The 21,574-nt window shown below is 73.3% G+C and carries 17 protein-coding genes and 1 pseudogene; 7 read left to right on the plus strand and 11 right to left on the minus strand.

Translation table 11 applies throughout. The features are described 5' to 3' along the window. The 4 genes and pseudogenes from C1I95_RS14035 to C1I95_RS14050 all read right to left on the minus strand — a co-directional run. Positions 1 to 1,473, minus strand: a pseudogene (locus C1I95_RS14035) (SCO7613 C-terminal domain-containing membrane protein); the annotation flags it as partial. 48 nt (positions 1,474 to 1,521) lie between these two features. Next, positions 1,522 to 1,842, minus strand: coding sequence for a divalent-cation tolerance protein CutA (gene cutA / locus C1I95_RS14040; protein WP_111214269.1), 321 nt, complete (start codon positions 1,840 to 1,842; stop codon positions 1,522 to 1,524). A gap of 9 nt (positions 1,843 to 1,851) precedes the next feature. After that, the gene (locus C1I95_RS14045; RefSeq protein ID WP_111214270.1) at positions 1,852 to 2,868 is read right to left on the minus strand and encodes a 1-acyl-sn-glycerol-3-phosphate acyltransferase; all 1,017 of its coding nucleotides are present in this window, start codon (positions 2,866 to 2,868) and stop codon (positions 1,852 to 1,854) included. Beyond that, positions 2,868 to 3,698, minus strand: a complete 831-nt coding sequence (locus tag C1I95_RS14050; RefSeq protein WP_111214271.1) for a patatin-like phospholipase family protein — start codon at positions 3,696 to 3,698, stop codon at positions 2,868 to 2,870. The genes C1I95_RS14045 and C1I95_RS14050 overlap by 1 nt, the downstream gene beginning before the upstream one ends. A gap of 150 nt (positions 3,699 to 3,848) precedes the next feature. Between C1I95_RS14050 and C1I95_RS14055 the strand changes: the two genes are divergently transcribed. Then, positions 3,849 to 5,501, plus strand: coding sequence for a serine/threonine-protein kinase (locus C1I95_RS14055; RefSeq protein ID WP_111214272.1), 1,653 nt, complete (start codon positions 3,849 to 3,851; stop codon positions 5,499 to 5,501). Positions 5,502 to 5,508: 7 nt separating this feature from the next. Here C1I95_RS14055 and C1I95_RS14060 read toward each other — a convergent pair whose 3' ends face one another. From C1I95_RS14060 to C1I95_RS14090, 7 genes are all read right to left on the minus strand, one after another. After that, complete coding sequence (locus tag C1I95_RS14060) at positions 5,509 to 6,570, minus strand: glycosyltransferase family 4 protein (RefSeq protein WP_111214283.1); 1,062 nt, start codon at positions 6,568 to 6,570, stop codon at positions 5,509 to 5,511. Between the two features lie 158 nt (positions 6,571 to 6,728). Then, a complete protein-coding gene (locus tag C1I95_RS14065) occupies positions 6,729 to 7,403 on the minus strand; it encodes a BON domain-containing protein (RefSeq protein ID WP_111214284.1) in 675 nt (224 codons plus the stop codon). Positions 7,404 to 7,577: 174 nt separating this feature from the next. Further along, positions 7,578 to 9,281, minus strand: a complete 1,704-nt coding sequence (locus C1I95_RS14070) for a trypsin-like peptidase domain-containing protein (RefSeq protein WP_111214273.1) — start codon at positions 9,279 to 9,281, stop codon at positions 7,578 to 7,580. A gap of 62 nt (positions 9,282 to 9,343) precedes the next feature. Next, complete coding sequence (locus C1I95_RS14075) at positions 9,344 to 10,903, minus strand: sensor histidine kinase (RefSeq protein WP_111214274.1); 1,560 nt, start codon at positions 10,901 to 10,903, stop codon at positions 9,344 to 9,346. Beyond that, positions 10,900 to 11,601, minus strand: coding sequence for a response regulator transcription factor (locus tag C1I95_RS14080; protein ID WP_111214285.1), 702 nt, complete (start codon positions 11,599 to 11,601; stop codon positions 10,900 to 10,902). Before C1I95_RS14080 ends, C1I95_RS14075 begins: the two co-directional genes overlap by 4 nt. A gap of 80 nt (positions 11,602 to 11,681) precedes the next feature. Beyond that, on the minus strand, positions 11,682 to 12,752 hold the full coding sequence (locus C1I95_RS14085; protein ID WP_438941310.1) for a lysophospholipid acyltransferase family protein: 1,071 nt from the start codon (positions 12,750 to 12,752) through the stop codon (positions 11,682 to 11,684). Further along, entirely contained in the window at positions 12,749 to 13,513 is a 765-nt protein-coding gene (locus C1I95_RS14090) for a GNAT family N-acetyltransferase (RefSeq protein WP_111214286.1), read from the minus strand. Before C1I95_RS14090 ends, C1I95_RS14085 begins: the two co-directional genes overlap by 4 nt. A gap of 184 nt (positions 13,514 to 13,697) precedes the next feature. On the opposite strand from C1I95_RS14090, the gene C1I95_RS14095 reads away from it, so the two are divergent. The 6 genes from C1I95_RS14095 to C1I95_RS14120 all read left to right on the plus strand — a co-directional run bounded on the left by C1I95_RS14095 (position 13,698) and on the right by C1I95_RS14120 (position 21,557). Next, positions 13,698 to 14,345, plus strand: coding sequence for a hotdog family protein (locus C1I95_RS14095; protein ID WP_111214275.1), 648 nt, complete (start codon positions 13,698 to 13,700; stop codon positions 14,343 to 14,345). 147 nt (positions 14,346 to 14,492) lie between these two features. Next, a complete protein-coding gene (locus tag C1I95_RS14100) occupies positions 14,493 to 15,428 on the plus strand; it encodes an ABC transporter ATP-binding protein (protein WP_111214276.1) in 936 nt (311 codons plus the stop codon). After that, positions 15,425 to 16,240, plus strand: coding sequence for an ABC transporter permease (locus tag C1I95_RS14105; RefSeq protein WP_111214277.1), 816 nt, complete (start codon positions 15,425 to 15,427; stop codon positions 16,238 to 16,240). Before C1I95_RS14100 ends, C1I95_RS14105 begins: the two co-directional genes overlap by 4 nt. Before the next feature lie 295 nt (positions 16,241 to 16,535). Beyond that, positions 16,536 to 20,273: a multifunctional oxoglutarate decarboxylase/oxoglutarate dehydrogenase thiamine pyrophosphate-binding subunit/dihydrolipoyllysine-residue succinyltransferase subunit gene (locus tag C1I95_RS14110; RefSeq protein WP_111214278.1), complete on the plus strand. Its 3,738-nt coding sequence runs from the start codon at positions 16,536 to 16,538 to the stop codon at positions 20,271 to 20,273. Between the two features lie 91 nt (positions 20,274 to 20,364). Beyond that, the gene (locus tag C1I95_RS14115) at positions 20,365 to 20,544 is read left to right on the plus strand and encodes a DUF6104 family protein (RefSeq protein WP_111214279.1); all 180 of its coding nucleotides are present in this window, start codon (positions 20,365 to 20,367) and stop codon (positions 20,542 to 20,544) included. A gap of 5 nt (positions 20,545 to 20,549) precedes the next feature. Next, positions 20,550 to 21,557, plus strand: coding sequence for a glycoside hydrolase family 6 protein (locus tag C1I95_RS14120; RefSeq protein WP_233513658.1), 1,008 nt, complete (start codon positions 20,550 to 20,552; stop codon positions 21,555 to 21,557). Positions 21,558 to 21,574 lie beyond the last annotated feature (17 nt).

Below are 21,574 nucleotides of genomic sequence, written 5' to 3' on the forward strand. Positions count from 1 at the left end.
GGGCAGCAGCCAGACCGCCGCCGCCGAGGTCAGGGCCACCGCGACCGGCAGCTGCCAGCCCCAGCCGAACGCCGGCCCCACCGTGGCCCCCCGCCACGGTGGCAACGACCGGCCGACGGCGGCGCCGGCCAGCACCACCGCCGTCAGCCCCGTCAGCTGCGCCCCGGCGCCGGCCACCAGCAGCGCACCGACCCGGGGGCCGGGCCGCCAGCCGGCCGGGAGCAGCCGCACCGCGCCGGCCAGCAGCACCGCGACCAGCGCCGCCGCCAGCAGCAGCAACGACGGGCGCAGCTCCCCCGCCGGGCGGATCAGCGCCGCGGCCAGCACCGGCACCAGCGCGCCGGCCGCCACCGCCCGCGCCGTCCTCCCCCCGAGCAGCAGCGCCGCACCGAGCAGGGTCAGCGCCACCAGCAGCATCGGTCCGCCGGCCAGCAGCGGTACGCCGCCCGCCCGACCGACCAGCAGCGGCACCAGCGCGCAGCCGGCGGCGAGCAGCACCGCGACGCCGTACCCGATCCCGGCCGTCACCTGCCCGGCCATCCTCAGCGCCGGGGTCGTCGCGGCCCCCTCGCCCGCGACGGCCCTCGACCGGTGCCGCAGCGCGACGATCACCGCCAGGTCGACCAGCGCCACCCCGACGAAGACCACCGCCCAGCCGGCCGTCTCCGGCCGGGCCTCGGCAGCGAACAGCGGCAGCACCGGCTGGGCGGCGAGCAGCGCCGCGAACCACGGCACGGCGAGCCTGCTGACCCGGGCGTACCCGGCCGCGACCGCCGCGCTGACCGCCGCGACGAACGCGGCGTACCGGCTACCCGGCCAGCCGGTCACCCCGAACAGGTCCACCGTCCAGGCGGCGTACCCGTCGAGCACCACCAGCAGCAGCCCGACGGCGGCGAACGTCTCGGCGGTGCCGCGCAGCCCACGCCAGCGCGCGACCAGCGGCACGGCGAGCAGCAGCGCGGTGAACGCCAGCAGGATCAGCGCCCGACCGGCCACCCCGACCGACGCCCACGCCACCGCCGTGAACACCGTCGCCGCGGTGCCGAGCAGCAGCCCACCGACGACGAAAAGTAGACCCTGCACCGTTCGCGCCGAGGTCTCCGCCCCGCCCGCGGGTGCCGGCACCGCCGGGGCGGGCAACTGCGTGGGCCCCACCGTCGGAACGGACGGCCACCCGGCAGCCATCGGGGCGAGCGCCGGCGCGCCCGGCGGCCCGGCCACGACCGGCGCCGGGAACTCCGCCCGGACGGCACCGGCCAACTCGGCCCGCCGCCGCCGGGTCGTCGCCAGCCGCCCGGCCATCTCCTCGTACGTCTGGCGAGCCCGCTCCACCTCACCACCGAGTACGAGGATCTCCCGGTCGAGCCGGATCACCTCGGCGGCGGCGGGGTGCGGCGGCCGGCCGCAGCCGGTGCAGCCGGTGTCCAGGTTCGCGGGTGCGCCGCAGGCCGGGCAGGGGTAGCCGTTGTCCACCCGGTCATCCTCGGCGGACCCACCCCGTCCGCACCAGAGTGTGCGTACTCAGGGTCGGGTGTGCTCGTACACCCAGGCGGCGTACCCGGGGTGGCCGCAGTCGACCCGGCTGACCAGAATCTCCGGTACCTCGTACGGGTGGCTGGCGCGGACCTGCTCCACCAGCGCGTCGACCCGGTCCGGTGCGGTCTTGAACTGCACCGACCATTCGGTGCTGGTCTCCACCCCGGACCGCCACCAGTAGGTGCTCTCCACCTGGCCGCCCACCTGCGCGCAGGCCGCGAGCCGCCCGGCCACGGCGGCGGCGGCCAGCAGGTCGGCGACCGATCGCGCATCGACCACCGTCGTCACCACGCTGATCTGGTCCACCTGCGCACCCTACGTGGCGTCGTCGCGATTCGCCGCGATCCACTCGTCTATCCGACTCCACCAGTCGTAGAGCCAGTCGATCCGCTGCTGCCGCCCGGTCGGGATCTCCTCCGGCGGCACCGACCAGAACCGCATCACCAGCCGCTTGTCCATCGGCAGTTCCCGCCACACGTCGGTGACGGTGAGCATCCGGTCCAGGCCGGTGTGGGCCACGAAGATCACCCCGGCGTCCGGGGCGGCGTCCAGCGCCGCCAGCAGCCCACCGGGTCGCGGGGCGAGCACGTGCTGCATGGCCTCCGCCTTCACCGCCATCCGCTCGTGCCCCCGGTCCCGCAGCCGGGCGATGGCCCGTAGCCGGCGCTTCGGGGTGAAGTTGCCGCCCTCCGGAAAGATCACGAAGGCGTCGTCGTCGTCCAGCCCGGTGGCGAGGTGCCCGATCTGCTCGGTGAGGGAGCCCCGGCCGTCGCGGCCGGGCGCGATGAACCGGCTCGGCAGCCGGTTGAGCAGCACATCGATCGCCGGATCCCACTGGAGGGTGTCCTTCAGCACGATCCGTGGCTCCCGCCGGAACCAGTTGACCAGGGCGTGGATCAGGATGAACGAGTCGCCCGGACCGGCGTGCCGGCAGACCACCAGCTCGGGCCGGCCGGGCAGGGCGGTGTCGGGGTCGGTGCCGACCACCTCGATGCTGAGCCGCAGCGTCCACCGGGCCTGCCAGAACATCACCCGCAGGAACCAGCCGGCGAGCACGTAGTGGGCACGCTGGAAGGCCGGCGAGCCCACCCGCCAGCCGAACCCGGAGGCAACCCAGAGCACGAACAGGCAGAGCAGCGCCGCCGCGTCCCAGAACAGGTAGAAGCAGGCGACCCAGAGCACGCGCAGCGGGCGCAACCGCCCGGGGACGAACGGGGACACGGCCAGGGCCGCCAACGCCCACAGCGGCACCGTGGTCGCCAGTAGGAACGCGAGCAGCACCACGCCCGGCCCCAGCAGCAGTCGGCGGACCCACCGCGGCGGCAACGGCATCAGCGCTCCAGGTTCGCCAGGTAGTGCCGGGAGGCCGAATAGGCGCGGCTGATCCGCCGACCCACCGCGGCCATGTCCCGGTACGCCCACGGGGTGTCGTCGCGCGGTTCCAGCCCACCGGTCGGCAGCACGTGCACCTCCACCCCGTCGGGCAGGGCGGCCATCTCCCGGGCGAACCGGTGCCGGCGGGCGATCTCGAACGCGACCTGAGCGATCTCCCAGGGCCGACGGGGCGGGGTCAGCGCACGCTCGATCCGGCCCACCTGGAGTACGAAGATCCGGGCCGCGCCGGCCGTCACCGCCTCGCCGATCGGGATGGAGTTGACGATGCCGCCGTCGATGTAGTGCTGGTCGCCGATCCGGGCCGGCGGCAGCAGCCCCGGCACCGAGGCGGAGGCGAGCACGGCCGGCACCAACAGTCCACTGACGAACCAGTGCTCGGCGGCCCGCTCGATGTTCGCCGCGCAGCAGCGGAACGGGATCTTCAGGTCGGCGAAGGTGGTCTCCGCGCCCAGCTCGCTCTCCAGCAGCTTGCGCAGCGGGCGGGGCGAGTGCAGATGGGTACGGGCGGCGAACCGCCGCAGCTGCCGGGCCACCGAGTCGCCGTACACCTCGCTCGCCTCGGGCGAGGCCCAGAGCCGCACCAGCCGGTCGGTGACCGCCTCGGACGGGTCGGCGGCGACCAGGGCGCCGTTCACCGCGCCGATGGACGTGCCGAGCACCATGTCCGGCCGGATCCCGGCCCGGAACAGGGCCCGCAACATGCCCACCTCGACCGCGCCGAGGACGCCCCCGCCCCCGAGCACGAACGCCACCGGTCCCCGCGCCATGCCATTCATCCTGGCACGCCCGTACCGGAACGCTGTTCACCACGGCACGCCCGTACCGGGCCGTGCCCGGCGTGTCGAGGCCCGCACCCGTCGCGCCGGAGCCCGTTGACAGGGCGGCAACATTCGCGCAACCTGATACCGCTCCCACCTATGAGGCAGGTGCGCTCCGTGAAGCCAGCACTGCAGCCCGGCCGGTTGCTGGCCACCCGGTACCGGCTGATCGATCAGATCGGCGCCGGCGGAATGTCGGTGATCTGGCGGGCCCACGACGAGGTGCTCGACCGGGTGGTCGCGCTGAAGGTGCTCGCCCCGTCACTGGCCGCCGACGCCCGGTTCCGCGACATGGTCCGCGAGGAGGCCCGAGCCGCCGCTCAGCTCGTCCACCCGCACGTGACGTCGGTGCACGACTACGGCGAGACGGTGGCACCGGACGGCTCCATCACCTCGTTCGTGGTGATGGAACTGCTCTCCGGCGAGGAGTTGGAGTCTCGGCTCACCGAGGGTCCGTTGCCGTGGCCCGAGGCGGTGGAGATCGGCGCCCAGGTCGCCGACGCGCTCGCCGCCGCCCACCGGCTCGGCATCGTGCACCGGGACGTCACCACGGCCAACGTGATGATGACGCAGGTAGGCGCGAAGGTGCTCGACTTCGGCATCGCCACCCGGATCGGCGCCCCCGACGACGACGAGGACGGCGCCACCTTCGGCACCCCGGCGTACGTGGCGCCGGAGCGACTCGACGGCGCGCCGGCCCAGCCGGCAACCGACGTCTACTCGCTCGGGGTGCTGCTGCACGAGACGCTGACCGGCCGCGTGCCGTACCCGGCGGACACCTGGGAGGAACTCAGCTCCGCGCTGGCGGACGGCACCCCGCCCACGCTGGCCGGCGTGCCGGGCCTACCGCCAGCGGTGGCCCAGGTCTGCCTGCGCTGCCTGTCCCGCGACCCGGCCGACCGGCCCACCGCCCGTCAACTGGCCACCGTACTGCGCGACCAGATGCTGCCCGCCGATCCGCAGGCCAGCACGATGCTCTCCCCCACCGTCACCCTCCCCGCGGTCGAGCCGCCGCGCGCCACCGTCGCGGTCGGATCGGCCCCGGCCACCGGCACGGCCGGTTCGGCCACGGCCGGCGTCTCGGCCACCGCCGGCGTCAGGCCGGGTACCGCCGGGGTTGAACCGGGTACCGCCGGAGTCAGGCCGGGTAGCGGCGCGGCCGGGGCGCGCGGATGGGCCGGCGGCGCACCCGACGGCGGTGGGCCACCTCCCGGCTCCGCCGATGGGCGGCGCAAACCGTTGCTGCGCCCGGTGGTCGTCCTACCGGCGCTGGCGGTGCTGATCGGGGCGGCGCTGGCGGTGCCGGCGCTGCTGCCGGACGACACCGATCCACCCGCCGCGCTGCCCACCGCCGGGCCGACCGTGTCGGACGGACCGTCCCTGCCCGCCGAAGGCGCCACCGAGCAGCCACCCGCGTCGCCGCCGACCGCCTCGCCCACGCCGCCGGCACCGACCGCCGCGGCGAGCCCGCCGGGCGGCACGGACACCCTGATCGAGGCGGCGAACCGCCTCGAAGAGGTGATCGGCGCCGGCCTCGCCGACGGCGGCATCCGCGACGACGTCGCGCTGGACCTGCGCAACGAGCTGCGAAACCTCACCCGGGCGGTGAGCGGCGGCGAGGGCGAGCTGGGGCCGGGGGTGGCCCGGCTGCGCGAGAAGGTGTCCACCCGGCTGCGCGAGGAGGGGCTGAGTCCGGCGTACGCCCAGCAGTTGGACGCGGCGATCGCCGCGCTCGGCGCCGCGCAGGTCTGACAGACTCTCAGCCCGGCACGACGCGGGCCGGTTCCCGCACGGCGGTCCGCGGGGTCGCCGCGACGAGGAACCGGCGGTACACCGCCTCGTAGCCGGTCGCCATCCGCTCGGTGGAGAAGGTCCGCGCGACGTGCGCCACGCAGTCAGCCGGGTCGAGGCCGGATGCCTCGCGCAACGCCGCCGGCAACTCGTCCGCCCGATCACAGACCAGCCCGGTCACCCCCGGCCGCACCAGCTCCGGCACCGCCCCCCGGCGCAGCGCCACCACGGGCGTGCCGGTGGCCATCGCCTCCAGCATCACGATGCCGAACGGCTCCTCCCACTGGATCGGCATGACCAGGCAACGCGCCTCGACCAGCAGCCGCAGCACGGCCTCCCGGTCGGCGTCGAGCACCACGGTGACATCGGGGCCGAGCATCGGCCGGACCACCTCGTCGTAGTAGCGCCGCTCGGCGGGCTCGTTGCACTTGCCGGCCAGCACCAGCGGCAGACCGGCCGACCGACAGGCACGGATCGCCAGGTCGGGCCCCTTGTCGGGGCTGAACCGCGCCAGCCACAGCACCGGCCCGTGGCTGGGTACGCTCTTGCGCGGAAAGGTGTCGATCTCCATCGCGTTGTGCACCGTGCCGACCCACGGCAGCCTGGGGTTCAACCGGCGTTGGGCGTGCGAGATGGCCACCAGCCCGACTCCCCGGTCGGTGTCGCTGAGCACCGTGCCGTACTCACCCACCGGGTTGCCGTGGACGGTCGCCACGGTGGGCACCTCCCGCCGCCCGGCGACCAGGGGACCGATCGTGGTGTGGTCGTGGACGACGTCGAAGTCGGCCGCGCTGACCAGATGGTTCACCCGGGCCAGGTGGGCCAGCTCGGGCAGCGACTCGCCGAGCCGGTCGTACTGCAACTCGTCGAGCGTGGCGAGGAACTCGGCGGCGGTGCCGTGCGCCTCACCAGCGCCCATCAGCGTCACCGCGTGTCCCCGGTCGACCAGGGCGTCCACCAGGCCGGCCACCACCTGCTCCAGCCCGCCGTAGCCCGGCGGCGGCACCGACAGCCAGGGTGGGACCACCATCGCAATCCGCAACTGGCGCTCCCCCGCAGCGTGGTTGTCGGCCACGAGCCCTCCCGTCGGTCTGTGGTGGCGTCAGCCCCGCTCCGCTGCCGGGCGGCTTCGGGGATCGAATCGGTTTCCCGACCCCGGCACCGGCAAACCGGACATCACGGCTCGACTCAGCCGCCCACCAGCAGTTCGTCGCGCACCGCGCACACGCCCTCGGCCGACCAGGCCACCCGTTCCGCCTGGTCCCGCTCCCACCAGGAACGGACCACCCCGCTCAGGGTCACCGTGTCGCCGTGCACCTCGACGGTCACCCGTTCGGTGCCGATGCCGCGCAGCAGGGCGCGCTGCACGTCGCGGCGGACCCGATCGGCATCCGGCCGGGCGGCGGGACGGACCTCGACCAGGTTGGTGACGCCGCGTACGCCCCGCAGCCGGCGCAGCTCCCGCTCGGCGGTACGCCGCTGCCAGCCGAACTCCACCTCGCCGCGCAGCATCACCCAGCCGTTGGCGACGGTGAGGTCCAGCCGTTCGGCGGGCACGAAGCTGTTCCACTCCAGCGCCCGGCTGGCCGCGATCGCCAGGTCTCCGTCGGTGACGTCGACCGGCCCGATCGGGCGTATCTCGATGTCGTCGGCGACCGCCCGCACCCCGCGTACCCGCTGGGCACTGCGGACCGCGGCCCAGGTGCGGGCGGCGCTGTCCACCCAGCCGGTCAAGGTCACCACGCCGTCGTGCACGGTCACCCCGATGTCGGTCGAACGCACCTGCGCCTCCCAGGCGAGTTCGTCGAGCACATCGCGCTGGATCTGGTCGTCGGTCCGGGCGGCCGCTGCCGTGGTGGTCATGGCACCCCCATACGCCTCGAAGAGCTCCACCGCCGAGGCTGCCGGCCGGCGGGGTGACGCCGGTTCACCCGCAGTGGGTGAACCGGGCCGGGAACGAGGGCGGGGCGGCGGGCGTCGCGACCAACCCCCTTGGCCGCGCCACCCGCCGCCCCGAGGGGAGGGAGGTTCTTGACGTTATGACGCTTCGGCGAGCGTCACGGTTGCCGACGATTCGGCCCCGTTGCGCTGATAGGTCACCTGGACCTGGTCACCGACCTTGCCGGCCTGGACGGCGCCGACCAGATCGTTCGAGTCGTTGATCACCTTGTCGCCGAACCGGGTGATCACGTCACCGCGCTGCAACCCGGCCCGCTCGGCCGCGCTGCCCGCGGTGACCGCGTTGACCAGCGCACCCCCGTCGGGCGAGCCGCTCACGCTCACCCCCAGCGACGGGTGGCTGATCTTCTCGCCCCGCTGGAGCTTGTCCGCCACATCCTTGGCCTTGTTGCTCGGGATGGCGAAGCCCACCCCGATGTTGCCGGTGTTGCCCTGACCCGAGGTGGCGATCGCGGTGTTGATGCCGATCACCTCGCCCCGCGTGTTGACCAGGGCCCCACCCGAGTTGCCGGGGTTGATCGGCGCGTCGGTCTGGAGCAGCCCCGAGATCGAGCTGACCGCCTGGCCGGGAAGCTGCTGACCGCTACCGGCCTGGATGGTGCGGTCCCGGGCGCTGAGGATGCCCGCGGTGACCGAACCCTGCAGGCCGAGCGGGCTGCCCAGGGCGAGCACCTGGTCGCCGACCTGCATCGCGTCGCTGTCGCCGAAGGTGGCCGCCTTGAGGTCGCTCACCCCGCTCGCCTTCAGCACCGCCAGGTCGGTCTTCGGGTCGGTGCCGACAACTTGGGCCTGGGCCTTGGTGCCGTCCGCGAAGATCACCAGGACGGTGTCGCCGCCGCCGGCGACCACGTGGTTGTTGGTCAGTACGTAGCCGTCGGCGCTGAGCACCACGCCGGAGCCCTCGCCGCTGCCCGTGGTGATCGACACGACGCTGTCCTGCACCGACGCGGCGATACGCGGCAGGTCGGCGCCGTCGATGATGGGGGCGGCGGAGTAGGTGCGGGTGACCCCGGCCCCGTCGCTCAGGGCCAGGGCGAGCGCCCCACCGGCGACACCGCTGCCGAGCATCAACGCGAACACCGCGACGCCGGCACCGGCGATCTTGGCGATCCGGCCGGGACGAGGCCCGCTGGACGGGGTGGGTGCCCACGGTGCCGGCTGCCCCGGGTAGCCGGCGGGCAGCCCGCCCGGGTGCCCCGGATACCCGGGGTGCCCGGCACTGGGCGCCCCCGGCTGGGCCGCACCGGACCAGCCGGGCTGGCTCGGGTACCAGGGTGCGCCGGGGTAACGCGCGCCGGGCGCGGCGTGGCCGGGCTGGTACGGGTGGTGGCCGGCCGGCGCCCAGGTGGGCTGGCCGGAGACCGGCTGCACCGGCGGCGAGACCGGCTGGCCGGAGACCGGCTGGGCCGGCGGCGAGGTCGGTTGGCCGGAGACCGGCTGGGCCGGCGGGGTCGGCTGGACCGGCGAGGAGGTCGGCTGGACCGGCGGCGGCGAGCCGGCGACGGGCAGACCCGGCAGCGTCGGCTCCCGGTCCTGCCAGCTGAAGACGGTGGCCGGGGCCTCGCCGGAAGCGGTGGCCGGGGCCTCGCCGGAGGCGGTGGCCGGCGCCTCGACGGCGCGGACCGGGATGGTCGGCTCCTCGGCGGTGGGATCGGCGCCGGTGCCGCCCGCCGGAACGGATGAGGAGTCGGACTGCGCGCGCTCGGCGCGGGACAGCTCGGGGTGCGACGGCTCGGCGTCGGTGGGGGCCGGCCGCCGCGGGTCGGACTCGTACTCGGTCATGTCCCTACCCTCCCCCATCGCTCTGCGACCCGCCTTGGACTGGCCTGAGCATTCGCTGAAAGTCATTCGTGCTCACTGTCGGTGGCCGGGGCGAGCGGCAACCGCACCCGGAAGGTGGCGCCGCCGCCCGGCGTCTCGGTCACCTCGACGGTGCCCTGGTGCACGGTCACCAGTGCGGCGACGATGGCCAGGCCAAGGCCCGTGCCCGTGTTCCCGCCGACCCGGCGGGTGCGCGAGGCGTCCGCCCGGTAGAAGCGCTCGAAGACCCGTTCCGCCTGCTCGCCGGTGAGGCCCGGACCGGTGTCGGCCACCTCCACCACGGCCAGGTTGCCCGGTTCGGCCCGCAGCCGCAGCGTCACCGACGCCTCCGGCGGAGTGTGCCGCAGCGCGTTGGTCATCAGGTTGCCGATCACCTGCCGCAGCCGCGCGTCGTCGCCCCGCACCACCAGCGGCCCGGAACCGGGCTCGATCTCCAGCTCGATCCGCCGCTCCGGCGCCATCACCCGGGCGGCCTCCAGGGCGTCGGCTGCCAGCACCGGCAGTTCCACCGGGGCGAGCGAGAGCGGTCGCTCGCGGTCCAGCCGGGCCAGCAGCAGCAGGTCCTCCACCAGCAGGCCCATCCGGGCCGCCTCGTCCTCGATCCGGCGCAGCAGGTCGGAGGTCTGCTCCGGGGCCCGGGCGGCGCCCTGCCGGTACAGCTCGGCGAAACCGCGGATGGTGGTCAGCGGCGTACGCAGCTCGTGCGAGGCGTCCGCGACGAACTGCCGCATCCGTTCCTCGGAGCGTCGGGCCCGGGCCTCGGAGGCTTGGGCCGACCCGGCGGCCTCCCGGGCCGCCGATTCGGCGGTCCGGGCCGCGGACTCCGACGCCGCGCGGGCGGTGAAGGCCATCTCGATCTGGCTGAGCATCGCGTTCAGCGCGCGGGACAGCCGCCCCAGCTCCGAGGTGGGGCAGGGCTGCCCCTCCTCCGGGTCGGGCACCCGCCGGCTGAGGTCACCACCGGCGATGGCGGCAGCGGTACGTTCGATCTCTACCAGTGGCTTGAGGCTGGTCCGCACGATCGCCGCGCCGATCGAGGCGAGCAGGATCAGCACCGCTCCACCGACCAGCAAGTCGATCCAGATCAGCCGCTTGACCGCCAGTTCCACATCGGTGAGCGGCTGGCCGATGGCCAGCACCTCGTTGCTCTCCAACTGCGCGTAGTAGACCCGCCAGCGAATATGGCCATCGAGCGAGGTCACCGTACGGGGCGGACCCACCCGGTCGGCGAAACCCTCGAGGCCGCGGGGGAAGGGAGGCAGTTGCTCCGGCTTCAGCGTGCGGTCGTCGTAGCTCGGCACGCTCACCCCCCAGTCGGGGTTGGCCAGTACCACGACGTAGTCGCTGGGCAACGTGACTTCCACCCTGCGCTCGAGCAAGCTGGGAATCTTCGGCCCGAGCACCTGACTCGAACCGCGCAACTGCCCGTCGATCTGGTCGACCAGGTAGCTGCGGAGAAAGAAGGTGGTGAGCGAGCTGATCACCACCAGCGCAGCGGCGACCAGGGCGAGGACGGCCGCGACCAGCTTGATCCGCAGCGGGACTCCCCTCAGCCGGGCCTTGCCCTGCTGTAACGGATTCACGCCGCCGGCTTGCGCAGCACGTAGCCCACCCCACGCAGGGTGTGGATCAGCCGGGGCTCGGTGGTGTCGACCTTGCGCCGCAGGTACGAGATGTACGACTCGACGATGTTGTCGTCGCCCCGGAAGTCGTAGTTCCAGACGTGGTCGAGGATCTGCGCCTTGGACAGCACCCGGTTGGCGTTGAGCATCAGGTACCGCAGCAGCTTGAACTCGGTCGGCGAGAGCTGGACCCGCTGGCCGGCCCGGTAGACCTCGTGGGTCTCCTCGTCCAGCTCCAGGTCGGCGAAGGTGAGGCGGGCCGGGGCCTGCTCACCGCTGCTGGTGCGGCGCAGCACCGCCCGGATCCGGGCGGTCAGCTCCTCCAGGCTGAACGGCTTGGTGACGTAGTCGTCGCCGCCCAGGGTCAGGCCGCGGATCTTGTCGTCGGTGGCGTCCCGGGCGGTGAGGAAGACCACCGGGGTACGCGTACCGCCCTCGCGCAACATCCGGATCACCTCGAAGCCGTCGAGATCCGGCAGCATCACGTCGAGCACCACCAGGTCGGGCCGGTGGTCCCGGGCCGCGCTGAGCGCGGCGCTGCCGCTGGTGGCGGTGGCCACGTCGAAGCCCGCGAAGCGCAGACTCGCAGAGAGCAGTTCGAGGATGTTGGGATCGTCCTCGACGACGAGTAGTCGCGCCTCGGTCTGGGTAGCCGCCATGCCGCCCATCATCCGCGCAGTCGCTGCGCTCACGCTGGGCGGATACTGAAAAAAACCTGTGAGCGCGGGCACCGTGTTGATCAGGCGGCCAGCGGCAGCTCTCGACCGGGCACGCTGCCCACGTCGGGCCCCGTCCCGGCCGGCGCCGGCCGTGCTTGCGGCCACGCCGGCACCGGCACCGTCTCGGACCGCGGTGGCTCCGCCACCCCTTCCGGCCGCAGCGGCTCCGGCCGTGCCGGCTCCACCACCACTGCCGGGCGAGCCGGTTCCGCTTCCGGGCGCGACACCGCCGGTGCCGCCTCCGTCCGCGACGATACCGCCGCCGACGGTACGAGATGGACGGCCGATTCGGCGACCCGGGCCAGCGTCCGACGGTCGGCGGCGCGGCCGGGGTGCAGCGGCGCGGCGATCTCGACGGTGACCGTCAGGTCCCGGGCGGCGAGCACCCGGCGCACCGAGCGCAGCAGGGTCTCGTCGCCGACGAAGGCCGGGGCGGTGGTCGGCTCGCCGGTCACCCCGCACCGGTAGCCGATCCGCAGCGGCACCACGGGCGCCCCGGCGTCGATGGCGGCCTGGAACATCGCCGGCCGGAATCCGGCGGGCGGGCGGCATCCGGCGCCCGCACCACACCAGGTGGTCCCCTCGGGGAACACCGCTACCGACCGGTTGGCGCGCAACGTCGCCGCGACCCGCCCCACCGTGGTGGGCAGTGCGCGGGGGCGGGAGCGGTCCACGAAGACCGTCCCGGCCGCCCGGGCGAGCAGCCCGACCAGCGGCCAGCGGCCGACCTCGTGCTTGGCCACCAGCCGGGCCGGCGCGACCGCCAGCACGGCCAGGATGTCCCACCAGGAGACATGGTTGGCCACCAGCAGCGCGCGCCGCCGGGGCAGCCGGCCCCGCACCGTCAGGTGTACGCCACAGGCACGCGCCGTCGCCCGGGCCCAGCCGCGCATGGCGGCCTGGCGCTCCTGCGCGGGCAGCAGCGGGAGCAACGCGGCCAGCCCGATCCCGAGCCCAAGCATGCCGAGCAGGGCGGCGGCCCGCCCCACCTGCCGGGCCACCGGCACCGCCGGGGACTGGCCGGGGAGCGGCAGACAGTCGGGCCCGCACCCGGACATCGGCCGCCACAGCGGGTGCGCCAGCGTGGTCATGCCGGCTCGCCGAGGAAGTGCCGCAGGTAGCGGGGGTTCATCCGGTCCATGGAGAGCAGGACGTAGTAGTCGGCCACCCCGAAGTCCGGGCCGTACGCAGGCTCGCCGCAGACCCAGGCGCCGAGCCGGAGGTAACCGCGCAGCAGCGGTGGGACCAGCTTGGCCGACCCCGCGACCGGCTCGGTCGGGACACCGGGCTCGGCGAACCAGGGCCGCAGCGGGCGGACCCGCAGCGGCGGCGGCGCCAGGTGCCGGGCCCGAGCCTGGGCCCACACCTCGGCGGCGGCCAGGCCGCCGTCGGCCACCGGCACCGAGGCGCACCCGCCGAGCCAGCGCAGGCCGCGCAGGTGCAGGTAGCGGGCGATACCGGCCCACATCAGGTTGATCACCGCGCCGGTCCGGTGGTCGGGGTGCACGCACGAACGGCCGGCCTCGACGAGTTGCGCACCCAGCGGATCGAGCGCGGCCAGGTCGAACTCGCCCTCGGCGTAGCGGCGGTTGGTCCGCCCCGGCGGGAGCAGGCGGTACGTCCCGACCACCGCGCCGGTGCTCTCCTGCCGCACCAACAGGTGGTCGCAGTACGGATCGAAGGCGTCGTGGTCGAGGCCGGGCTCGCCCGGGGACACGGTCGCGCCCAGCTCACCGGCGAACACCCGGTGGCGCAGGCGTTGGGCGGCCTCGACCTGGCTGGGGTCATCGGCGATCGAGAGGGTGTAGCCGCTGGTCGTCAGGGACACGTCCGCGGCGGGCATAACGGCCATGCCCCTTGTGTAGCCCCCGGTGGGTTGCCGGCCCTGGTGGGCAGCGGTGTCGATCCGGTGAACGCCGGTCGGCGACCGGTGGCTGGCCACCCCTGTCGGCCGACCCGCCCGGGGTGGCCGGGCGGCGGCCGTGCGAGGCTGCCGGGGTGCCGGGTGAGGTGGCCGGCGCGGCGGGAGGAGTTCGATGATCATCGAGGCGCGCTTCAACGGGCCGGCCGGCTCGGGCAACGGCGGCTGGAGCGCCGGGGTCTTCGCCGGGGCGTTCGGCGGGGACGGGCCGGTCGAGGTGACGCTGCGCCGGCCGCCGCCGCTGGACACCCCGCTGGCGCTGGTCGACGGGGAGGTGCGCGACCCGGCCGGTGAGGTGGTCGCGCAGGTGCGCCCGGCGGAGCCGCTCGACGAGGTGGTGCCGCCGGTCGACCTGGCTACCGCCCGAGCCGCCTCGGCGGCGTACCCCGGGTTGGTGGACCACCCGTTTCCGAGCTGCTATGTGTGTGGCCCGCAACGCACCGACGGCCTGCGGATCTTTCCCGGGCCGCTGCCGGGCGGCCGGACGGCCGCGCCGGTGCGCGCGCCGGAGCAGGTCAGCGCCGCCACGGTCTGGGCCGCCCTGGACTGTCCCGGCGGCTGGGCGGTGATCGGGGCCGGCCGCCCGTACCTGCTCGGCCGGATCGCGGCTCTGGTCGAGGCGCTGCCCCGCCCGGGCGACGAGTGCGTGGTGACCGGCGCGGTGGTCGGCATCGAGGGGCGCAAGGCGCAGGTGCGCACCAGCCTGTACGGCCCGGACGGTGTCCTGCTCGGCCGCGCCCGGGCCACCTGGATCGCCGTCTGAGTACCACCGTCGATCGGGTAGTACCTGGGGATGAGACGGCTCATGCCTGGGATGGATCGCGATCTCCGGAGCGCGCCCGATTGATTTGCTTGACCACTGCCGTCACGCTGTGCAACGGCGCACCCCGGCGCCAACGGGAGGAGAACAATGTCCGACGGGCAGCCACGCCCCACCAATGACGCGCAGATCGTGGTATCCGGCCTGACCAAGCAGTACCGCAACGTCCTTGCGGTCAACAACCTGTCGTTCACGATCGAGCCGGGCCGGGTCACCGGCTTCCTCGGTCCGAACGGCGCGGGCAAGACCACCACCCTGCGTATGCTGCTGAATCTGGTCACCCCGAGCGCCGGTACGGCGACCATCGGTGGCCGCCGGTACCCCGACCTGGCCGATCCGCTACGGCACGTCGGCGCGGTGCTGGAAGCCTCCAGCGCACACAAGGGGCGCACCGGCATCAACCACCTGCGGGTGATCTGCGCGGCGGCTGGGCTGCCCCGGCAGCGGGCCGACGAGGCGCTCGCCCTGGTCGGGCTGACCCCGGCGGCGAAGCGCAAGTTCAAGGGCTACTCGCTGGGCATGAAGCAGCGTCTCGGGATCGCCGCCGCGATGCTCGGCAACCCGCAGGTGCTCATCCTCGACGAGCCCGCCAACGGGCTGGACCCGGAGGGCATCCGGTGGATGCGCGGGTTCCTCAAGGGCCTGGCCGCCGAGGGCCGTACGGTGCTGGTCTCCAGCCACCTGCTGTCGGAGATGCAGCTGCTGGCCGACGACGTGGTGATCATCGCGGCCGGGCAACTGGTCCGACAGGGCCCGGTCGACCAGGTGATCGGGTCGATGGCGCAGGGCGTCCGGGTCCGGGTCCGGACCCCGCAGGCGGACGCGCTGACTACGGCACTGGCCGGCGGGCCGGCCACGGTGGAGACCGACGAGCAGGGCGCGCTCCTGATCGCCGGGGTGGACGCCCCGACGGTGGGCCGGGCGGCGCTGGCCGCCGGCGTGGAGCTGCACGAGCTGACCACCGAACGACCCGACCTGGAACGCGTGTTCCTTGAGCTGACGGCCGGAAAGGCGGGCATTCGATGAGCAACCTGGTCCGCTCCGAACTGCTCAAGATCCGTACGACCAGCACCTGGTGGTGGCTGGCCATCGGGGCGTTCCTGTCGATCGCCCTGGCCTTCCCGTTCAACGCCTGGCTGGCCCACGAGACGCTCGGTGGCGGCGGCGAGGAGTTCGGCGTCACCGGCGATGCCGCCTCCGCTCCGGCGCAGGCGGCGAACCTCTACACCTCGGGGCAGTACCTCGGGCTGATGTTCGTGATGCTCATCGGCATCCTGATGGTCACCAACGAGTTCTTCCACCAGACCGCGACCACCACCTTCCTGGCCACCCCGCGGCGTACTGCGGTGATCGTCAGCAAGCTGATCGCGGCGAGCCTGCTGGGCTTCTCCTTCTGGCTGGTGACCACGCTGATCGACCTCGGCGCCGGCGCGGCATTCCTGGCCCTGAACGACCACGGCACCCTGCTCGGTGAGTGGGAGGTCCAGCGGGCGCTGCTGCTCAACCTGATGGCGTACGCCATCTGGACCGTGCTCGGCGTGGGCATCGGCACCCTGATCACCAACCAGTTGGGCGCGGTGATCACCGCCTCGGTGCTCTACCTGATCGGTACGCAGGTGGTGGGCCTGCTCTTCCTGCTGCTGTCGAACTGGCTGGACAGCATGGCCGTGATCAAGTGGCAGGTGATCTGGCCGGCCGCCGCGTCCTCGATCATGATCACGCCCGGCGAGAACGAGATGCTGCCCGCCTGGTGGGTCGGCGCGCTCGTGCTGATCGGGTACGCGCTGGTCAGCTGCGTCGTCGGCATCCTGATCACCCGGCGCCGCGACATCTCCTGACGTCCGCGGGCCCGCACGGGCCCGGACCAACGGCCCGACGGGCCCGGTTCACCGGTGGCAGCCGGTGAACCGGGCCCGTCGGGCCGTAGCAGTAGGCAATGCCGTAGCAGTAAGCAACGGGACGCGCAGCGCTTACCGAACTTCTCGCACCTTCTGTGAATCTGACCACGCGTTGGAGGCGGAAATGCCTCGGCGATCAGTACGGCGTAGCCTTGGATCCGTCCTGTGCGCCCGTCCCGGCGCCGTGGGACACCGCGTGACATACACACCCGCGTGAAAGAGGCGATTACCGGCCGTGTCGACCCAGCAGACTTCGCAGGAGAACCCACTGGCGGGTTTCGGCCCGAACGAGTGGGTCGTCGAGGAGATGTACCAGCGCTACCTCGCCGACCCGACAAGCGTCGATCCGGCCTGGCACGACTTCTTCGCCGACTACCGGCCCGCTCCGGGCGCCGCCCGCGCGGCCGAGGGTGACGGCGCCGGCCGGCCGACCACCGCCGCGGCCGAGCCCGCCCCGGCGAAGGCCGAGCCGGCCGCGAAGACCGCACCGGCGGCCAAGACCGCGCCGGCCGCCAAGGCCGCCCCCGCCAAGGCCGCGCCCCGCGCCGGCACCACACCGGCCCCGGCGAAGGCCCAGCCGGCCAAGGCCGAGCCGGCGAAGACCGCGCCGACGGCCCCGGGGCCGCAGACCACCCCGCTACGCGGCGTCGCCGCCAAGATCGTCCAGAACATGGGCGCCTCCCTGGCCGTGCCGACCGCCACCAGCGTGCGCGCCGTGCCGGCCAAGCTCCTGGTGGACAACCGCATCGTGATCAACAACCACCTCGCCCGGGGGCGCGGTGGCAAGGTCAGCTTCACCCACCTGGTCGGCTACGCGCTGGTCCGGGCGCTGGTCGCGCACCCGGAGATGAACAACTCCTTCGCCGAGGTCGACGGCAAGCCGGCGATGGTCCGCCCGCAGCACGTCAACCTGGGCATCGCCATCGACCTGGCCAAGCCCGACGGCAGCCGCAACCTGGTGGTTCCCTCCATCAAGGGCTGCGAGCAGATGGACTTCCGGCAGTTCTGGCAGGCGTACGAGGACGTCGTCCGGCGGGCCCGCCGCAACGAGCTGACCATGGACGACTACTCGGGCACCACCATCTCGCTGACCAACCCCGGCGGCATCGGCACGGTGCACTCCATGCCGCGGCTGATGCAGGGTCAGAGCGCGATCATCGGCGTCGGCGCGATGGAGTACCCGGCGCCGTACCAGGGCATGAGCGAGGCCACCCTGGCGGAGCTGGCGGTCAGCAAGGTCATCACGCTGACCAGCACGTACGACCACCGGATCATCCAGGGCGCGCAGTCCGGCGAGTTCCTCAAGGTCATGCACGAGCTGCTGCTCGGCGAGCACGGCTTCTACGACCAGATCTTCACTTCGCTGCGCATCCCGTACGAGCCGGTGCGCTGGATGCGCGATGTCGCGGTCGACAGCGAGGGTCAGATCAACAAGACCGCGCGGGTGCACGAGCTGATCCACTCGTACCGGGTGCGCGGCCACCTGATGGCCGACACCGACCCGCTGGAGTTCAAGATCCGCAAGCACCCGGACCTGGACGTGCTCCAGCACGGGCTGACCCTGTGGGACCTGGACCGCACCTTCCCGGTGAACGGCTTCAACGGCCGGCAGCGGATGCGGCTGCGGGAGATCCTCGGTGTGCTGCGCGACTCGTACTGCCGGCGGGTCGGCATCGAGTACATGCACATCCAGGACCCGGCGGAGCGCCGCTGGATCCAGGAGCGGGTCGAGCGCAAGTACGAGAAGCCGCCGGCCGACGAGCAGAAGCACGTGCTCAACCGACTCAACGCGGCCGAGGCGTTCGAGACCTTCCTACAGACGAAGTACGTCGGCCAGAAGCGCTTCTCGCTGGAGGGCGGCGAGTCGCTGATCCCGCTGCTCGGCGAGGTGCTGGAGGCCGCCGCCGAGGGCGACCTGGACGAGGTCGTCATCGGCATGGCCCACCGGGGCCGGCTCAACGTGCTGGCCAACATCGTCGGCAAGCCGTACGAGAAGATCTTCTCGGAGTTCGAGGGGCACCTGGACCCGCGCTCCACCCAGGGCTCCGGCGACGTGAAGTACCACCTCGGCCAGAACGGCAAGTTCACCACGCCCGGCGGCGACCACTCGGTCAAGGTCTCGGTGGTGGCGAACCCGTCGCACCTGGAGGCCGTCGACCCGGTGCTGGAGGGCATCGTGCGGGCCAAGCAGGACCGCATCGACCTCAAGCTGGAGGGCTACACCGTGCTGCCGCTGGCGGTGCACGGCGACGCCGCCTTCGCCGGTCAGGGCGTGGTGGCCGAGACGCTGAACCTCTCCCAGCTGCGCGGCTACCGCACCGGCGGGACGGTGCACGTCGTGGTCAACAACCAGGTCGGCTTCACCACCGCGCCGGAGTACTCCCGCTCCAGCCTCTACAGCACCGACGTGGCCCGGATGATCCAGGCGCCGATCTTCCACGTCAACGGCGACGACCCCGAGGCCGTGGTCCGGGTCGCCCGGTTGGCCTTCGAGTACCGGCAGACGTTCAACAAGGACGTCGTGATCGACATGGTCTGCTACCGGCGGCGGGGACACAACGAGGGCGACGACCCCTCGATGTCCAACCCGCAGATGTACAAGATCATTGACTCGAAGCGCTCGGTCCGCAAGCTCTACACCGAGGAGCTGATCGGGCGGGGTGACATCACCGTGGAGGACGCGGAGGAACTGCTGCGCGACTACCAGTCCCAGCTGGAGCGGGTGTTCAAGGCCACCCGCGACGCGGCCAGCACGCCGCGCCAGCTGAGCCGGCCGTCCCGGCAGGACGAGCCGGAGCCGCTGGTGGAGACCGCGACCGAGGCGTCGGTCGTCAAGGCCATCGGCGAGGCGCACGTCAACCTGCCCGAGGGGTTCACCCCGCACAAGCGGATCCAGCAGTTGCTCGACCGGCGGGCCCGGATGGCCGTCGAGGGCAACATCGACTGGGGCTTCGGCGAGATCATCGCCTTCGGCGCGCTGCTGCACGACGGGGTCACCGTCCGGCTCGCCGGGCAGGACTCGCGCCGCGGCACCTTCGTGCAGCGGCACGCCTCGATCGTCGACGCCGCGACCGGCGACGACTACCTGCCGCTGAAGTCGTTGACCGGCGACGGTGAGCGCTCGCGGTTCTTCGTGCACGACTCGCTGCTGTCCGAGTACGCCGCGATGGGCTTCGAGTACGGCTACTCGGTGGAGAACCTCGACGCGCTGGTCTGCTGGGAGGCGCAGTTCGGCGACTTCGTCAACGGCTCCCAGTCGGTGATCGACGAGTTCATCTCCTCCGGCGAGGTGAAGTGGGGCCAGCGCTCGGCGGTCACCCTGCTGCTGCCGCACGGACACGAGGGGCAGGGCCCGGACCACACCTCCGGCCGCCCGGAGCGGTTCCTCCAGCTGTGCGCGGAGGACAACATGCGGGTCGCCATCCCGACCACCCCGGCGAACTACTTCCACCTGCTGCGTCGCCAGGCCCTCTCGTCGAAGCGCAAGCCGCTGGTGGTGTTCACGCCGAAGTCCCTGCTGCGGCACAAGCTCTGCGTCTCCTCGGTGGAGGACTTCACCACCGGCACCTTCGCCTCGGTGCTGGGCGACCAGGCCGCTCCGGCTCCGGAGCAGGTCAAGCGGGTGCTGCTCTGCTCGGGCAAGGTCTACTACGACCTGTTCCAGGCCCGGCAGGAGCGCGGCCTCACCGACACGGCGATCATCCGGCTGGAGCAGCTCTACCCGATGCCGGTGGAGGAGATCCGGGCCGCCCTCGCGCAGTACCCGAACGCGGAGGACTTCGCCTGGGTGCAGGAGGAGCCGGCCAACCAGGGTGCCTGGTCGTTCGTCGCGCTCAACCTGCTGGAGCACCTCGACGGGGTACGGCTGCGCCGCATCTCCCGCCCGGCCGCCGCCGCCCCGGCCGTCGGCTCGGCGAAGATGCACGAGGTCGAGCAGACCGCGCTCATCGAAGCGGCCCTCCCCCGCCCCTGACGAGATCCACTCCGGTCCCGTCCCACCCGAGGGTGGGGCGGGGCCGGCCGGCTTTCACCGGGTACGCACCGGTGAGGAAGCGAGTAGGCGCATGTACTTCACCGACCGGGGCATCGAGGAACTGGTCGAGCGACGGGGCGACGAGCAGGTCAGCATGGAGTGGCTCGGCGAGCGGCTGCGCGACTTCGTCGACCTGAACCCCGAGTTCGAGACCCCGATCGAGCGGTTCGCCACCTGGCTCGCCCGGCTCGACGACGAAGACGACGACTGATCCCGGTGCGCAGCCAGCACCCGGCCCGCGTCGCGGCGGCCGGCATGGCCCTGACGCTGCTACTGAACGGCTGTGGCGCGGACCCCGCACCGCCGCCGATACCCGAGGTAGCCGGGGGCACGCCGCCGCCCCCGCCGTCGGTCTTCTACGTCGACCCGGCGAACCCGGCCGACACCGAGGCGGACCGGCGTGCGGCGCGCGGCGAGACGGCCGAGGCGGAGGCGTTGCGCGGGATCGGCAGCCGGCCGAGCGCGAAGTGGCTGACCGGCGGCCCGGCCCGCGACGAGGTCGACACCTTCCTGGGGCAGGCCGCGATCGCCGGCCAGATTCCGGTGCTGGTGGTGCACAACGTGCCGCAGCGGGACTGCGGCCGGCGGGGCGGCGGCGGGGCCGGTTCCGGTGCCGAGTACCAGTCCTGGATCCGCGACGTGGCTGCTGGCATAGCCGGCCGTCCGGTGACGGTCGTCCTCGAGCCGGGCGCGCTCCCGGACGCGGTGGCCGGCTGCGTACGCGACTCCGACGGTCGGCTCGCGCTGCTACGCGACGCGGTCGCCGTGCTGGCCAGCACCGGTACCGCCCGGATCTACCTCGACGCGGGACACCCGGGTTGGATCAAGGACGTCGAGGCGCTGGCGGCCGGCCTGCGCCGGGCCGGGGTGGCCGAGGCGGACGGCTTCGCGCTCAACGTGGCGAACTTCGTCCGCACCGAGGACAACGTCGCCTACGGGCACCGGATCTCCGACGCGCTCGGCGGTGCCACCACCTTCGTCGTCGACACCAGCCGCAACGGCAACGGCCCGTACCCGGGGAACCGGGTCAAGGGGGCGCCGAGCTGGTGCAACCCGCCCGGGCGGGCGCTCGGCGAGGAGCCGACGGCCGACACCGGCCTGCCCCGGGTGGACGCCCTGCTCTGGGTCAAGTACCCCGGCGAGTCCGACGGCGACTGCCGTCCCGGCGAGCCGGCCAGCGGCACCTTCTGGCCCAAGTACGCCATCTCCCTGGCCCGCCCCTGATCCCTTCTCCCCACCAG

The organism is Micromonospora craterilacus (genome assembly GCF_003236315.1).
In the GTDB taxonomy this organism is placed as follows: domain Bacteria; phylum Actinomycetota; class Actinomycetes; order Mycobacteriales; family Micromonosporaceae; genus Micromonospora; species Micromonospora craterilacus.